The sequence below is a fragment of the Enterococcus sp. HY326 genome (assembly GCF_026157065.1).
Classification (GTDB): domain Bacteria; phylum Bacillota; class Bacilli; order Lactobacillales; family Enterococcaceae; genus HY326.
This window is the reverse complement of record NZ_JANLGQ010000002.1, coordinates 622,168-637,977: the sequence shown is the minus strand read 5'-3', so window position 1 is coordinate 637,977 and position 15,810 is coordinate 622,168. Positions and strand designations below refer to the sequence as shown.

Sequence of the window (15,810 nt, the reverse complement as noted above, 5' to 3'; positions counted from 1 at the left end):
AAGCTCTGAGTTAAGAGAAGAGGATAATCAATGGAAAATCAAGATTTAGTTTATCATTTTGTAGGGATTAAAGGTTCCGGTATGAGTTCGCTGGCTCTTGTGCTACACCAAAAAGGCTTAAAGGTTCAAGGCTCTGATGTAACGGAATACTTTTTTACCCAACGGGATTTAGAAAAAGCCAATATTACTATTTTACCTTTCGCGGCTGACAATATTCATCCAGGATTAGTTGTTATCGCAGGGAATGCCTTTCCTGATAGTCATGAAGAAATTGTTCGGGCTAAGGAATTAGGCATTGAAGTGATTCGTTACCATGACTTTATCGGTCAATTTATTCGTCCCTTCACCAGTGTCGCAGTAACTGGTTCCCACGGAAAAACCAGTACGACTGGTCTTTTGTCCCATGTATTAAGCGGAGTAGCACCGACTAGTTATCTAATCGGTGATGGCACAGGTCACGGGGAAGTCGATGCAAAGTTTTTTGCCTTTGAAGCCTGTGAATACCGCCGTCATTTTTTAGCTTACTCTCCTGATTATGTGATTATGACCAATGTTGATTTTGATCATCCAGATTATTACAAGAGCATTGATGATGTGTTCGATGCATTTCAAACGATGGCTCATCAAGTGCAAAAAGGCATTTTTGCCTACGGTGATGACCCTTATTTAAGAAAATTGCAAGCGGAAGTGCCGATTCATTATTACGGTACCAATGACGATGATGATATTCAAGCAAAAAATATTGAACGGACAACAGAAGGTTCCGCCTTTGATGTCTATGTTAAAGATCAATTTATCGGTCATTTTGTTTTGCCGGCATACGGACAGCACAATATTATGAACGCATTAGGTGTGATTGCCATTGCCTATTTTGAAGGCTTAGATATGAATTTAATTGCTGATGAAATGAAAACTTTTCCTGGCGTTAAACGCCGCTTCAGCGAAAAGAAGGTCAATGACATGATTATTGTTGATGACTATGCTCATCATCCTTCTGAAATTGCTGCGACAATTGATGCCGCCCGCCAAAAATATCCAACGAAGGAAATCATTGCAGTTTTTCAACCCCATACCTTTACGAGAACGATTGCTTTAATGGATGATTTTGCAAAAGCCTTAGACTTAGCGGACCAAGTATTCTTGTGTGACATATTCGGTTCGGCCCGTGAACAAAAAGGCGATGTAAAGATTGAAGATTTAGGCGCTAAAATTGAAAAAGGCGGCCAGGTCATTCAAGAAGACAATGTGTCACCATTGTTGGATTATCACGATGCGGTGATGGTCTTTATGGGCGCTGGTGATGTTCAAAAATTTGAACGGGCCTATGAAAAACTCCTCAGCGAAACAACAAGAAACGTTCTTTAATAAATAACCAAGCTGTGGTAAAAACAGCTTGCCGAAAAAGTTTGACTCCTTTGCTTAATTAATTTTTAGCTTGTGCTGAAAAATTTTAAGTTAAGGACAACTATGCGGCAGGTTGTTGATGCCACAGTTTTTCATTCCTCTAAAATTTAAATAAGTAAATTCAGAATGCTTGTTTTTTTAACGCAATTTGATAAACTTATACTAATGAATAATGGAGGGGTTGTACTTTGAATATAGGCAAGCCGCGAAAAATTGGCAAGACGATTGATGAAATTGAGGAAGGGGACTCGTTATCCTTAACGGAGTCAATTGAAGACAATCAGCTTTTACTTTATTTAGGATTAACGAATGACGCTAATCCTTTATATATTCAGCATGACTATGCTGCCAAAACTGAATACGAAAAACCGATTGTGCCGTCGGTGATGCTGATGGGCATCATCACCAGTGCTGTCTCCAAGCATTTGCCGGGACCGGGTTCCCATGTGGTTAATTTTTCTATCAATTTTATCGAACCGGTCTATCACTATGAAACGATTACTTTTTTATTGGAAGTCATCAAGGTCGATAAGATGAAAGATGTTATCACGATTTCAGTGGAAGCAGTCAACGAGCAGGAAAATCGGATTTTAGATGCGGTTGTGATGGTTCAGCCACCACAATTGGCTACTGAAGCCCTGCAAGAAGATGAAGTCATTTCACAAGCAGCGGAGTAGTTGTATTCATTTTTTTAAAATATCATTAATGCAGTGAACAGGACCTTGTGTCCGAATTAAAAGGAGGAATCTTTATGAATGAAATGCCCGAAATGAATCCTCAGCATGTCCAAGATCAGACGGCTGGGATTAATAAGTTTTACTCAAAGGTTTATGGATTTTTAGGCTTAGGTATTTTACTAAGCGGAATAGTTGCTTACCTTAGTATGCAGGTCTTTCCTGCACAGGTTGCCAGTTTTATCCAAAACTTTCCATTAGGAATTTTAGGGATTTGGATTGTCGAAATTGGCTTGGTGATTTTATTAAGTGCTAAGGCGGAAAAAAATCCCAGCCTCGCAATTGGCGGCTTTATCGGTTATTCCTTGATTAACGGAATTGTATTGGCGATCACAGTTTCTTATTATACAAATGCCAGTGTTGCTAGAGCGTTTATTACAGCGGCGGCGATGTTTATCGGCCTATCGATTTTCGGAGTGGTTACTAAAAAAGATTTATCTGGTATCGGTCGGGCAGCGTATAGTGCCTTAATCGGGATTATCATTGCGATTTTGTTAAACGCCTTTATCTTGAACAGCCAACCAGTTGATTACCTCATCAGCTTTTTAACAATCATTATTTTTTCAGGGATTACTGCCTATGATAATCAAATGATTCGTACCTTATACGTACAAAGCAATGGCACAGTCGGTAACGGCGTAGCAGTTTACATGGCGTTATCCTTGTACTTAGACTTTATCAACTTGTTCTTAGCCTTATTGAGAATTTTCGGTAAACAAAACTAATCGTAAATTAGTTGAAAAGCAGATTCTTCGGAGTCTGCTTTTTTGTTTGCTTTATTTGTAGAGATGTTACGACTTCGCTATAATACAATGGAGAGTCAATTGTATTTTTGTTTGAAATAAAGTCATGTAAAATACAAAATTACTAAGGAGTTTGCTATGAGTAAAATGGAAGAATATCGGCAACTGTTGAACCTTGCCCAAGCGGGAATACATTACCAAAAGGATATTTATGATTTGGAGCGCTATCAGGAAATTCAACGGCTGGCTGTAAAATTAATCGCCGAGAGCAGTCAGGTGACAGAAGCTGAGCTTTATCAAAAAGTCAGCATTGAAGCAGGCTATCCGACACCAAAAGTAGATGTCAGGGCCGTCATTGAAAAAGACGATAAAATTTTATTTGTTGAGGATATTAATACGAAGAAATGGGCGCTGCCGGGAGGCTTTGCCGATGTGGGTTTAAGTCCCATTGAAAATATCAAAAAAGAGGTCAAAGAAGAAACTAATCTAGACGTCCTTTCAGCTGAACTGATTGGCGTATTTGATACCAATCAACGGCAGGATATTTTTCAATTCTTTCAATATTACAAATTGTTTTTTTATTGCCTAGTCGAAGAAAATCAAGCATTTGAAGTCAATAGTGAAACCTCAGCTATCGGTTATTTTTCTTTGGATAATCTGCCGCAACTTTCCTTAGACCGCACGACTAAAGAGCAACTAATCAGACTTCGCCAGCGGGGTAAGCAGGTGGTTTGCGATTGAATAGTCGGAGTAAGGGTAGTAGCCGAAAAAAATTAATTTGGCGTATCGGAATTGGTTTAGTTTTATTGATGATATTAGGCTTGTTTGGAATTGGTAATTATTTTTATGAATATGCCTTTGTACCTGGAGATAAGGATTTTATCAGCCAAGGCTCAGCTGCCAGTACCGAAAAGGAACAAGCTGCAGAACAATGGTACCAAGACTCAGAAAATCGGCAGGCTTGGTCGCTGACTTCTGAGGATAATTTAAACCTGCAGGCGCTTTTTTATCAAAATAATGCCAGCGAAAAAACGGTTATTATCGCCCATGGTTATATGGGCTCAAAGGAAGACATGGCGGATTATGCTCAGATGTTTTATCAACTGGGCTATAACGTTCTAGTGCCAGATGCTCGTGGTCATGGAGAGAGCCAAGGGGATTATGTTGGTTTTGGCTGGGATGAACGCAAGGATATGCAGCAGTGGATTGCTGAAGTGCTGACTCAATTAGGCAGCACCCAAGAAATTGTCCTCTTTGGTGTTAGCATGGGCGGGGCTACAGTGATGATGACCAGTGGAGAAGACTTGCCTGACAATGTGGTAGCGATTATCGAAGATTGCGGCTATGCATCGGTGAGGGAGGAATTAAGTTATCAGCTGAAACAATTATTTAATTTGCCGGCCTTTCCAATTATTCCCGTCACAAATTTAGTAACGAAGGTCCGAGCCGGTTATTTTTTCAGTCAAGCCGATGCAACTAAACAATTGGCTAAAAATACACGGCCAATTTTATTTATCCACGGCACTGAAGATAGCTTTGTACCACTTTCAATGCTGGCACAAGTTTATTCGGCAACCTCGGCTCCTAAGGAAAAGTATGAGGTCGCAGGTGCGGAACATGCAGCCAGTTTTTCCGTCGATCCAGAAATGTATCAAACACGGATCACCGCGTTTTTGAACCAGTATGTCGGCCAATAAAAAAAGCATCTGTTGATTACCTGCTTGGCAGGAAAATCAACAGATGCTTAAAATTTAAATTAGATGTTTGCAAATTTTTCTAACAAACGAATCATTTGGCAAGTGAAGCCATATTCATTGTCATACCAAGCAACTGTTTTAACTAATTGGTAGTCGCCAGCAGATGTTACTTCAGTTTGAGTTGGGTCAAAGATTGAACCTTGAGTTGTGCCAATCACATCACCAGAAACAATTTCACGGTCGTCATAACCAAATGATGGGTTATCAACAGTATGTTTTTTAATTGCTTCGTTAACTTGGTCAGCAGTTACTTTAGTTTTCAAAATTGAAACCAATTCTGTTAATGAACCATCGACAACAGGTACCCGTTGAGCATGTCCTTGTAATTTACCGTTCAATTCTGGAATTACTAAACCGATTGCTTTAGCAGCACCAGTGCTGTGAGGAATAGTATTGTCAGCAGCTGAACGAGCAGCTCTTAAATTGCCGCCACGAACGGGTCCGTCTAATAACATTTGTGTTGAAGTGTAAGCATGAACAGTTGTCATGGTTCCAACTTCAATTCCAAATTCATTATTTAAGAAGTAAGCCATTGGTGCAAGACAGTTCGTTGTACATGAACCAGCTGAAATAATTTTATCGTCAGCACTTAAAGTATCATCGTTTACGTTATAAACGATTGTTTTCATTGCGCCAGCTGGAGCGGAGATAACGACACGTTTTACGCCTGCATCCAAGTGAGCTTGAGCTTTTTCAGCAGAAGTGTAAAAACCAGTACATTCTAAAACGATGTCAACGCCGTTTTCTTTTACCCAAGGAATTTTGCTTGCATCAGGTTCTGCATAAATCCGTGTTGCTACACCATCATCGACGATTGAATCTTCAGTTGCAGTTACATTACCTTTATATGTGCCATGAGTTGAGTCAAATTGCAAAAGATGAGCCAACATTGTTGGGCTAGTTAAGTCATTGATTGCTACTACTTCGATGTCATCTGAAACTTCTTTAATACGGCGGTATGCTAAACGTCCAATCCGTCCAAAACCGTTAATACCTACTTTTACTGTCATAAGAGAATTCCTCCTTAAAATTTGAAGCAAGGCTTCGAATTACAATCATAGTTTCCTACTCTTTGTTATTTTTGTCAAAGAAAAGCCCTTGTACCATTCGTTTCTAAATATTTCATCATTTTTTTCATGGATTGACAGTTTAACGTGGACAAAAGCCGCCGACACCGCTAAAATGAGAAGGACTTTTGTTTACTGTGGACTGCTTTACAAAGATTTTTTAAAATAAATTAAAGTGGAAATAAAAGAAAATAAATAAAATTAATTTTTAGACTTGGAGGAAGACAATGTCCATGTTTTTGGATCAAGTAACAATTGATGTTAAAGCCGGTAAAGGCGGAGACGGAATGGTTGCTTTTAGAAGAGAGAAATATGTGCCTGATGGCGGACCGGCCGGCGGTGACGGCGGTCGTGGCGGTGACGTCGTGTTTGTAGTGGATGAAGGCCTGCGAACTTTAATGGACTTTCGTTTTAATCGGCATTTTAAAGCACCAGCCGGCGAAAATGGCATGAGTAAAGGCATGCACGGCCGTGGCTCAGAAGATTTATTAGTTAAGGTGCCACCAGGTACAACGGTGAGAGATGCAGAAACGGGTAGCTTGATTGGCGATTTAATTGAAGACGGTCAAAGCTTAGTCGTTGCCAAAGGGGGTCGAGGCGGTCGAGGCAATATTCGCTTTGCTTCACCGCGAAACCCAGCACCGGAAATTGCTGAAAATGGTGAGCCTGGTCAAGAACGACGCATTGAAATGGAATTAAAAGTTTTAGCAGATGTCGGCCTAGTTGGTTTTCCTTCTGTCGGGAAATCGACGCTGCTTTCAGTAATTTCGGCAGCTCGACCAAAAATCGGTGCCTATCACTTTACGACTTTAGTACCGAATTTAGGAATGGTAACCACCAATGATGGCCGCAGCTTTGTGGCCGCTGACTTACCCGGTTTAATTGAAGGAGCTTCCCAAGGTGTCGGTTTGGGTACGCAATTTTTGCGCCACATCGAACGGACGCGAGTTATTTTACATGTGATTGACATGAGTGGCATGGAAGGCCGTGACCCGTATGAAGATTATTTAGCCATCAATAAAGAATTGGCAGAACACAATCTGCGTTTACTGGAACGTCCGCAAATTATTGTAGCTAATAAAATGGATATGCCAGATGCTGAGGAAAACCTGAAAGTCTTTAAAGAAAAATTAGCCGCCGAGCAAGAGGATGAATTTGCAGAACCAATCCCTGTATTTCCAATTTCCGGCGTGACAAGGAAAGGTATTGAACCACTATTAAGCGCAACCGCCGATTTATTAGAAACAACCTCAGAGTTTCCTCTATATGATGAAGAGTTGGAGGAAGAAGTTGTTAATTACGGCTACCAATCTGACGAACCGGAGTTCACGATTGATCGGGCTCCCGATGCTTCTTGGATTTTAGCCGGCGAAAAATTAGAAAAATTATTTGAGATGACCAATTTCGGCCATGATGAAACCATCATGCGCTTTGCTCGACAATTGCGGGGCATGGGTGTCGATGATGCACTGCGGGCTAGAGGAGCAAAAGACGGTGACATCGTGCATATTGGCAAATATGAATTTGAATTTGTCGAATAATTTTTGCTAACAAATTTTTAAAGTCTGTGACGAAATTATGAAAATAGTTTGAAAAGACCGCTAAACCTTGCGTTTAGCGGTCTTTTTTAAGTTAGCTTTATGGTAATCCGCTTAAGCTAAGTCCAGAATCTAAAATTTGAGGTGATTGGATATGGTAAAACTTAAACGGGTATTTGAACGAAAGGAAAAAAAATATTTGCTGAGTCTAGCAGATTTTGAATTGTTAAGTGAGTTTCTCGATCCTTATATGGAGGAAGATCAATTTGGTCTCCACACGATAATCTCTGTTTACTATGATACAGATGATTATCGGATGATTAATCGTTCAATTGAAAAACCAAAGTACAAAGAAAAATTTCGTCTAAGGAGTTATGGCGTGCCCCAAAATTCCAGCGAGGCCTTTTTAGAAATTAAGAAAAAGGTTCGGGGAGTTGTCTATAAACGACGAGTGGCGCTTTCCTATGAGGCAGCTAAAAATTATCATCTTGCAAAAAATTCTCAAGAAGCTGTTGCCCATAAAGACCAACAGATTAGAAACGAAATTGATTGGTTGATTGCTCGTCAAAAAATCACTCCTAAAGTGATGATTGCCTATGATCGTCGAGCGTATCAATTACGGGATGAACAAGAGACTGATTTTCGTGTGACCTTTGATTTTAATATTCGTTATCGGACAAATGATTTAGATATTTCCCATGGCAGTCAAGGAAAATTAGTCGCGCCGGATGTTGAAGTGCTGATGGAAGTCAAAGCGCTAGGAGCTTATCCTGTCTGGTTTACCGAAATTTTATCTGAGCTGGGGATTTATGCGGGCACGTTTTCAAAATATGCCCAAACCTATCTACGTCATCTGTCAAAGGAGGAAATGCAACATGTTATCTAGTCTCTTAACGGATGCCAGCGGCAATGCCATTACTGCGACACTGCCAGTTGTTTTAATTTGTACGGCAGTTGCCTTAGTCGCAGGTTTAATTGTCGCTTGCGTGCATATGTATCGAAATGTTTATTCGAAAAATTTTGTGATTACTTTAGCCGTGATGCCAGCCTTAGTACAATTGGTCATCATGCTAGTCAATGGAAATTTAGGGACAGGTCTTGCTGTCCTTGGCGCCTTCAGTCTCATTCGGTTCCGCTCAGTAGCCGGCGGTTCCAGAGAAATCACCTCAATTTTTTGGGCAATGGGTATCGGTTTAGCAACAGGAACTGGCTATGTCGGCTATGTTGTTATCTTCTCAGTGATTATCAGTGCCTTTTTAATTGTATTGAACACCGTCAAGTTTGGCGAAAATAATAAAGTTGCTGAAAGAGAGCTGCGGATTACGATTCCTGAAGACTTAGATTATCCCGGCTTGTTCGATGATTTATTTGAAAAATATACTTACGAATTTTCAAATACCTCTGTTCGGACAACGACAATGGGTTCCCTTTATGAACTGAGATATTTACTCAAACTAAAAGATGTCTATTTAGAAAAGAATTTAATTGATGAAATTCGCGTCCGCAATGGGAACTTGCCGATTGTTTCAGGCAAAGTTGCGACAAATAAAGATGAATTATAATTTATAAAGCAGGTGAACAACTAATGAAGAAAAAATATATTCTCGGATTAACCCTCTCAACGGTTTTAATAATGCTGGCAGCTTGTTCAACAGCCAGTGGTGAGACCAGCACTAGCAGCTCAACGACGACTAGCAGTACAACTAGCTCAGAAGCCACAACTGTTGCAACCGACAGTGCTGCTCAAAATACTGACGGCACTTATGGTTCTTATACAGATGATGACTACGACGAATCATATGATGAGAGTACCGCTACCACCATTACTTTAAATGGTGATTCAGCAGAAATTGACGGCGAAGGGGCGACAGAAGGTGATGGTGTAATTACAATTACAACCGGTGGCACCTACATTTTAAGCGGCGAGTACGATGGTGAAATTATTGTCAGCGGTGATGCCGACGCCGACGAAGTTCAACTAGTTTTAAATGGCGTGACCATCACAAACGACGATTCTTTAGCCATTTATGTGGAACAGGCTGAAAAAGTTAAAATTACTTTGGCGGAAGGCACTACGAATACTGTTTCAGATGGCAGTGACTATGTCTATGATTCGGCTGATGAAGATGAGCCAGATGCCGCAATTTTTAGTAAGGATGATTTAACCATCAACGGCTCAGGTACTTTAATTGTGAATGGAAATTATAATAATGGGATTCGTGGTAAAGATGACGTGGTCATCACCAACGGGAACATCCAAGTAACGGCCGTCAATAACGCAATTAAAGCCAAAGATTCCTTATCGATTGCTGGCGGGACCTTCGACTTAACGACGACCAGCGGTGATGGGATTCAAGTCAACGGGACAGATGCGGACACCGGCTGGATTGCTATTGACGGAGGTGATTTTACAATCAACTCAGGCAACGATGGTATTCAAGCTGAAACAAATCTTTCTATTTCAGAAGCGACGATTGAAATTACAGCCGGTGGTGGTGCAGACGCAACTGTTTCTGATACAACTCAAAGTTACAAAGGAATGAAGGCAGGTGCCAATTTAATTATTGATGCTGGTACGTTTACAATTGATTCAGCCGATGATAGCATCCACAGCAACAATGATGTCACAATCAACGGCGGCAGCTTGGATCTCAGCTCTGGTGATGATGGTATTCACGCAGATAATGCTTTACTAATTACAGATGGGCAAACAACCGTTAACACTTCTTATGAAGGCTTAGAGGGCACGACTGTGACGATTACCGGTGGGACCAATGAAGTGAGAGCTTCTGATGACGGCATTAACGCAGCCGGTGGCAGTGACGATGCCACATCATCAGGTGGCTTTGGCTCTGATTCCTTTATGGGCGGCGGTGGCGGTGGAGACACCACCGATGAAGATGCCTTGATTGATATTCAAGGCGGCACAACGACAGTGATAGTCTCAGAAGGTGATGGTATCGACAGTAACGGCAATGTGACCATGAGCGGGGGGACTTTAATCGTTGATGGACCCAATAGCAATGACAATGGGGTCCTTGATTATAACGGCACCTTTGAACTCAGTGGCGGTACTTTATTAGCCGGGGGAACGTCCGGAATGTCACAAACTGTCAGCAGTGACTCTAGCCAATATAGTTTGGCGGTAGTTCCAGACAGTACAATTGCTGCTGGTTCAACGGTGACAGTCAGTACAGACAGCGGTGAAGTGATTAGCTATACGTTTGAGAACCAAGTCAACTATTTAGTGACCAGTTCTGCTGATATGAGTAGCGGCACCAATGTAACACTTTCTGCAGATGGCTCGACTGTCGGCACTTACAGTTTGACTTCTGTCACGACGACTTCTGGAACAAGTTCAGGAAATGGAATGTCAGGCGGTCGTCGCTAAACCTTAGCGAAGGGAAAGAATATTCTTTCCCTTTTTGCTTTTTTCTTGGTACACTAGGTTTAAATTAAAAGGAGGCAATCAAATGAGTAAACGCGTAATTATTATGAACTTTGATATTGAAAGCAAAGCTTATCAAGCATTTTCTGAGGCTAAAAAAATTGTTGCACAAAACAATATGAAAGCAGAACAAATGGCTGTGATTCGCCATACTAATGATGGCGCCCATAAATTTGAAATCGAAGACTTTTTAGATTTCACAGGTAATAATAAAGCATCTACCGGTGGCTTTATCGGGATGCTAGTTGGGATTTTAGGCGGACCACTAGGAATTTTATTAGGTTGGTTTGCTGGTGGCATGATTGGAGCTTCTCAAGATGTTAAAGAAATTCGCAATGCCCAAAGTGTTTTTGAATTTTTAACTGATAAAATTGGTGAAGGCGATACTGGTCTGATTTTAATTGCCAACGAAGAAGACAATCGTCCTTTAAATGATTTAGCGATGTTTCGCTTAGGTGGCGAGATTACTCGTTTAGATTATGATGATGTGGAAGCCGATTTAAAGGATGCTCAGGAATTAGAAAAACAACCGGATGAAGCAGCGAAAAACAAATGGGCTGAAAAGCATCCGAAAAAAACCAGTGACCATCAAGAAGATAAATAAGTGATTCCGCTAGGGCTGGCGCCAAAGCCGTCCTAGTTTTTTTGTCAACGGAGAAAAGAGGGTTCCCATGAAATTATTAATTGTCGAAGATGATGTGATTCTTTCTGACAGCATTAAAGATGTGCTGCAGGAATTAGGTGAAATCGTGCAGGTCTACGATGGCTCTGAGGCTGTCTATGAAGGAGAACGGGAAATTTATGACTTGATTGTCTTAGATTTGATGATTCCCGAAATGTCCGGTGAAGAGGTCCTCGCCAGCCTAAGAAACAAACAAATTTACACACCCGTCTTGATTTTGACCGCCAAAGATGCCTTTGAAGATAAAATCAACGGCTTTGAAATTGGAGCGGATGATTATTTAACCAAGCCTTTCCATCGTGAAGAACTATTCTTACGGGCTCAAGCGCTTCTGAGACGCTCTTTGGGAATGCATGAAGGCAATGAGATTGAGGAGATGGGACTAACCATCAGTTTAAAAAATCGGCGTGTGACCTATGGAGGAACGGAAATTGCATTGCAAGGGAAAGAGTTTGACCTCTTGACCTATTTGTTGCAAAACAAAGGCCGGATTGTCACCAAAGATCAGCTCTTCGATCGAATTTGGGGCTTTCAATCAGACACGACATTAACCGTCGTGGAAGTTTATATGAGTAATTTACGAAAACATTTAAAACCCTTTGGCTTAGACAGTTGGATCAAAACATTGCGCAATGTTGGCTATATTTTACAGCCGATTGCCATTGAGTCCTAGGTGTTGCGATGGGAGAAGACTCATTAAAAAAACAACAGACTCGCTATTTTGTGCTGACCTTCATTTCCTTTGCGGCCATTTTTATTCTTTTAGGCATTTTAGTGTTTCATTTTGTCCAGACTTCGATGTATTCGCAAGTCGACACGAATCTGACAAAATTTTACAGCAATGAAAAAATTTTAGCAGACACGATTTCCCGTACACAAAGCATTGATAACACCATGAACAGCGGTGAGCTGACTAGTCCAAAAATTGATTCAAAAAGTAGCGATGATAAAGAAAAAGTCGACAATTTTCAAGAACAGATTATTTTATGGTCCTCAGATGGGGAAATTTTGAATAGTAATTCTCTGGGCATTCGGATGTATGATTTTGTCAATCTCAGTTTAGACACGTCAAAATTGAACGAAATCACTAACTTAAGTCTTTCAGATGCTGACGACCAAACATTAGGTTTTCGTTCAATTGTTGTTGAAAATAATACGGATGAAGAAGATTATAGCGACCAAGCTACCTCCGAAACGACAACTTCAGAATCTGCTGAAGCCGCAAGTCAAGTGGCCTATGTTCAAATCTTAACCAATACCGATCAGATTACTCAATCGGTACATAGTTTCCGCAAGATTTTAATTATTTGTATGCTCGTTTTTGCGGCCTTTTCGATTTTGCTCAGTTATTATTTATCCGGCCGCTTTATCCAGCCGATTATCGCATCATGGCGTAAGCAACAGCAGTTTGTCGAAAATGCTTCCCATGAATTACGGACACCACTGACGATTATTCAGGCCAAATTAGAAGGACTTTTTACCAAGCCGGAGCGAACGATTTTAGAGGAATCAGAAGACATCGCTCTGTCATTAAATGAGGTGCAGCGCCTCAGTCGTTTGACTAATGATTTGCTGATGCTGGCTCGTTCCGATAGCGATGCCGTTTTAGCTGTGAAGCAGCCTACGAAGGTCAATGACTTCTTAAATAAAACGTTGGAACCTTACGGCGAAATCTTAGCCGCTGAAGACAAAGAATTTTCTTTAGTCTTGGGAGAAAATCGGCAAATCTTGATTGATCCGGAAAAAATCCAACAGCTTTTATTGATCTTGATTGATAATGCGATGAAATATACGATTGCCGGTGAGAGTGTCACAGTTGTCTCAACATTCCGCAGCAACGATTGGCTGCTAGAAGTCAAAGATACTGGTTCTGGCATTTCAGATGAAGCCAAAGCCCATATTTTCGATCGTTTTTATCGGGCAGACGCCTCCAGAAATCGTGACACCGGCGGCTATGGTATCGGCTTATCCATTGCGATGTGGATTGTGAAACTCCACGGTGGCAAGATTTCAGTCTTGGATAATCAACCTCGAGGCACTGTCTTTCAACTGCAACTGCCTTTAAAATAAGGAAATGATTTACATTCTAAAAGTTATCTTTTAAAATGAAGTGATTTGAAGAGAAAGTCAGGTAGATTATGGAATTAGAATTTTTAGGAACAGGGGCTGGTGTGCCAGCGAAACATCGCAACGTAACAGCGGCCGCTTTAAAATTATTGAACGAACGGAATGAAATTTGGTTGTTTGACTGTGGGGAAGGTACCCAGATGCAGATTTTGCACACGACCATTCGGCCAGGGAAAATTAATAAAATTTTTATCACTCATCTTCACGGTGATCATATTTTTGGACTGCCGGGACTTTTAAGCAGTCGCTCTTTTCAAGGTGGAGAAGAAACCCTTGAGCTCTATGGTCCTCGTGGGTTGCAGGATTTTGTGGAAACCGCACTAAAAATTTCCCAGACTCGCTTAAGCTATCCGCTGAAATTTATCGAAGTTCACGAAGGCTTGATTTTTGAGGATAAAACTTTTTCAGTTTATTGCAGCCAGCTGGATCATGGGATTACCAGCTACGGTTACCGAATTGTCGAGCAGGACTATCCAGGGGAGCTGCAGGTTGAAAAATTACAGGCGTTAAACATCCCTTCTGGACCGCTTTATGGTAAATTAAAAAAAGGCGAAGTGGTTGAGCTTCCCGACGGTCGTCAGATTGACGGCAAAGAATTTTTAGGGGCAACCAAAAAGGGTCGTGTGGTGACAATTTTAGGAGATACCCGCAAAACAGATGCTGCCATTCGACTGGCAGCCGGCAGCGATCTTTTGGTCCACGAAAGCACCTTCAATAAAGATCAAAAGAAAATGGCTAAAAATTATTACCATTCCACCACCCATCAAGCCGCTGAAGTGGCAAAAGCGGCTAATGTCGGTCAGTTATTATTGACCCACATCAGCGCCAGATATTTGGCTAAAGAAAGCCAAGAATTGGAAAAAGAAGCACAAGAAATTTTTGTAAATACAAAATTAGTCAAAGACTTTGATATCATTGACATAAAATTTTCTTAGGGGGATTTGAAAATGAATTTACAGGATAAAGTCGTCGTTGTAACCGGTGGCTCAGCTGGATTAGGCGAGCAGCTGTGCTATGAAGCAGCACGGCAGGGGGCTATTGTGGTCACCTGTGCCAGAAGAATTAACCTGATTGGCAAAGTGAAAGAAAACTGTATGGAAATCAGCGGCAAACCAGCCTACGCTTTACAATTGGACGTTGCCAATCCAGAAAGTATCGACAATTTTTTTGTAAGATTAAAAGAAGAAGTCGGTCAAGTCGATGTTTTAGTTAACAATGCCGGCTTTGGTATCTTCGAAAATTTTGTGGCCTTTGACTTTGAAGACGTCCGCAAGATGTTTGAAGTGAACATTCTTGGGATGATGTACCTGACGCAAAAATTTGCAATTGAGATGGTCGAAAGAGCAGATGGTCAAATTATTAATATTGCATCAATGGCAGGGAAAATGGCCACTGCAAAATCGGCAGTTTACTCGGCAACCAAATTTGCCGTTTTAGGTTTCTCTAATGCCCTGCGCTTAGAATTAAAACCGGCTAATGTGCGGGTGATGACGGTCAATCCCGGACCGATTGCGACAGAATTTTTCGATAAGGCAGATCCAAGCGGTGATTATTTAAAATCTGTCGACATGTTTGTTCTGCAGCCGCAAAAATTGGCCCGCAAAATTATTCGCGGCGTCCAAAGGGAACGACGGGAAGTCAACGCACCACAAGTGATGGAAGTTGCTGCTCGTTTTTACACACTGTTTCCTCATGTCGGTGATTTTTTAGCAGGCGGTTTATTTAATAAAAAATAGTTGGGGGGAGTTTTCTATGAAAAATCAATGGCGGATTATTGTTGGTTTTATTTTAATTTTGATTATTGTGTTGTTTGCCATTAGCAATAATAATCAAGTGGACGTTAGCTTTCTGGTGACTTCCATGCAAGCTCCGCTGATTTTAATCATTTTAGGTTCGGCGATTATTGGTGGCCTAATTGGAATTTTAACCAGTACAGCGACGGTTTGGAATCAGAAAAAAACCATTAAAAATCAAGAAAAAGAATTGGCTATCTTCAATGATGACCTAGATAAAAAGGTTCAATCAGCTAATGAAAAATTGATTCGTGATTATGAAAATCAAATTTCTGAATTACGGGCCACCTATGAAGCACAAATTGTCGATAAGAATCGCAAAATTGATGAATTGCTGCATCAGGAGCAGGCGGTTGAAGAAACATCAGCAGCGAAAACAGAGAATCATGTGGATTATTTTGATTGATAATTAAAATATGAATAAATGCTGAGTAAAAGCATCAGATAGAAATCCGTAAAGCGGATATTCTACCTGATGCTTTTTTTATGGCTATTATGAAAAAATATCACTGCAATT

General features: G+C 40.8%; 16 protein-coding genes. 15 read left to right on the top strand and 1 reads right to left on the bottom strand.

Annotation, left to right across the window (positions count from 1 at the left end):
• The first annotated feature begins 30 nt into the window (after nt 1–30).
• The 5 genes from murC (at nt 31) to ORH16_RS07700 (ending at nt 4,578) form a co-directional block, all read left to right on the top strand.
• The gene (gene murC / locus ORH16_RS07720; protein ID WP_265457701.1) at nt 31–1,365 is read left to right on the top strand and encodes a UDP-N-acetylmuramate--L-alanine ligase; all 1,335 of its coding nucleotides are present in this window, start codon (nt 31–33) and stop codon (nt 1,363–1,365) included.
• Nucleotides 1,366–1,592: 227 nt separating this feature from the next.
• Complete coding sequence (locus ORH16_RS07715; RefSeq protein ID WP_265457699.1) at nt 1,593–2,081, top strand: MaoC/PaaZ C-terminal domain-containing protein; 489 nt, start codon at nt 1,593–1,595, stop codon at nt 2,079–2,081.
• A gap of 92 nt (nt 2,082–2,173) precedes the next feature.
• Entirely contained in the window at nt 2,174–2,863 is a 690-nt protein-coding gene (locus ORH16_RS07710) for a Bax inhibitor-1/YccA family protein (protein WP_416207846.1), read from the top strand.
• A 156-nt stretch (nt 2,864–3,019) separates the two neighbouring features.
• Nucleotides 3,020–3,622 carry an NUDIX hydrolase N-terminal domain-containing protein gene (locus tag ORH16_RS07705; protein ID WP_265457697.1) on the top strand — a complete coding sequence of 201 codons (603 nt, stop codon included), beginning with the start codon at nt 3,020–3,022 and terminating at the stop codon, nt 3,620–3,622.
• Nucleotides 3,623–3,690: 68 nt separating this feature from the next.
• The gene (locus tag ORH16_RS07700; RefSeq protein ID WP_265457791.1) at nt 3,691–4,578 is read left to right on the top strand and encodes an alpha/beta hydrolase; all 888 of its coding nucleotides are present in this window, start codon (nt 3,691–3,693) and stop codon (nt 4,576–4,578) included.
• 59 nt (nt 4,579–4,637) lie between these two features.
• Here ORH16_RS07700 and gap read toward each other — a convergent pair whose 3' ends face one another.
• Nucleotides 4,638–5,648 carry a type I glyceraldehyde-3-phosphate dehydrogenase gene (gap, locus tag ORH16_RS07695; RefSeq protein ID WP_265457695.1) on the bottom strand — a complete coding sequence of 337 codons (1,011 nt, stop codon included), beginning with the start codon at nt 5,646–5,648 and terminating at the stop codon, nt 4,638–4,640.
• Nucleotides 5,649–5,932: 284 nt separating this feature from the next.
• Here gap and obgE point away from each other — a divergent pair, with 284 nt between their 5' ends.
• From obgE to ORH16_RS07645, 10 genes are all read left to right on the top strand, one after another.
• A complete protein-coding gene (gene obgE, locus ORH16_RS07690) occupies nt 5,933–7,246 on the top strand; it encodes a GTPase ObgE (protein ID WP_265457693.1) in 1,314 nt (437 codons plus the stop codon).
• 151 nt (nt 7,247–7,397) lie between these two features.
• Nucleotides 7,398–8,129 (top strand): polyphosphate polymerase domain-containing protein, encoded by a 732-nt coding sequence (locus tag ORH16_RS07685; RefSeq protein WP_265457691.1) that lies wholly within the window; start codon nt 7,398–7,400, stop codon nt 8,127–8,129.
• Complete coding sequence (locus ORH16_RS07680; protein ID WP_265457689.1) at nt 8,119–8,805, top strand: DUF4956 domain-containing protein; 687 nt, start codon at nt 8,119–8,121, stop codon at nt 8,803–8,805. Before ORH16_RS07685 ends, ORH16_RS07680 begins: the two co-directional genes overlap by 11 nt.
• Nucleotides 8,806–8,828: 23 nt before the next feature.
• Nucleotides 8,829–10,634 (top strand): carbohydrate-binding domain-containing protein, encoded by a 1,806-nt coding sequence (locus tag ORH16_RS07675; protein ID WP_265457687.1) that lies wholly within the window; start codon nt 8,829–8,831, stop codon nt 10,632–10,634.
• An 82-nt stretch (nt 10,635–10,716) separates the two neighbouring features.
• Entirely contained in the window at nt 10,717–11,295 is a 579-nt protein-coding gene (locus ORH16_RS07670; RefSeq protein ID WP_265457685.1) for a DUF1269 domain-containing protein, read from the top strand.
• Between the two features lie 67 nt (nt 11,296–11,362).
• Nucleotides 11,363–12,046, top strand: a complete 684-nt coding sequence (locus ORH16_RS07665; protein ID WP_265457684.1) for a response regulator transcription factor — start codon at nt 11,363–11,365, stop codon at nt 12,044–12,046.
• An 8-nt stretch (nt 12,047–12,054) separates the two neighbouring features.
• Nucleotides 12,055–13,443: a sensor histidine kinase gene (locus tag ORH16_RS07660; protein WP_265457683.1), complete on the top strand. Its 1,389-nt coding sequence runs from the start codon at nt 12,055–12,057 to the stop codon at nt 13,441–13,443.
• Nucleotides 13,444–13,511: 68 nt separating this feature from the next.
• Nucleotides 13,512–14,435: a ribonuclease Z gene (rnz, locus tag ORH16_RS07655; protein ID WP_265457682.1), complete on the top strand. Its 924-nt coding sequence runs from the start codon at nt 13,512–13,514 to the stop codon at nt 14,433–14,435.
• 12 nt (nt 14,436–14,447) lie between these two features.
• Nucleotides 14,448–15,236: an SDR family NAD(P)-dependent oxidoreductase gene (locus tag ORH16_RS07650; protein ID WP_265457680.1), complete on the top strand. Its 789-nt coding sequence runs from the start codon at nt 14,448–14,450 to the stop codon at nt 15,234–15,236.
• Nucleotides 15,237–15,252: 16 nt separating this feature from the next.
• Nucleotides 15,253–15,699, top strand: coding sequence for a LapA family protein (locus ORH16_RS07645; RefSeq protein ID WP_265457678.1), 447 nt, complete (start codon nt 15,253–15,255; stop codon nt 15,697–15,699).
• The last annotated feature ends 111 nt before the right edge of the window (nt 15,700–15,810 follow it).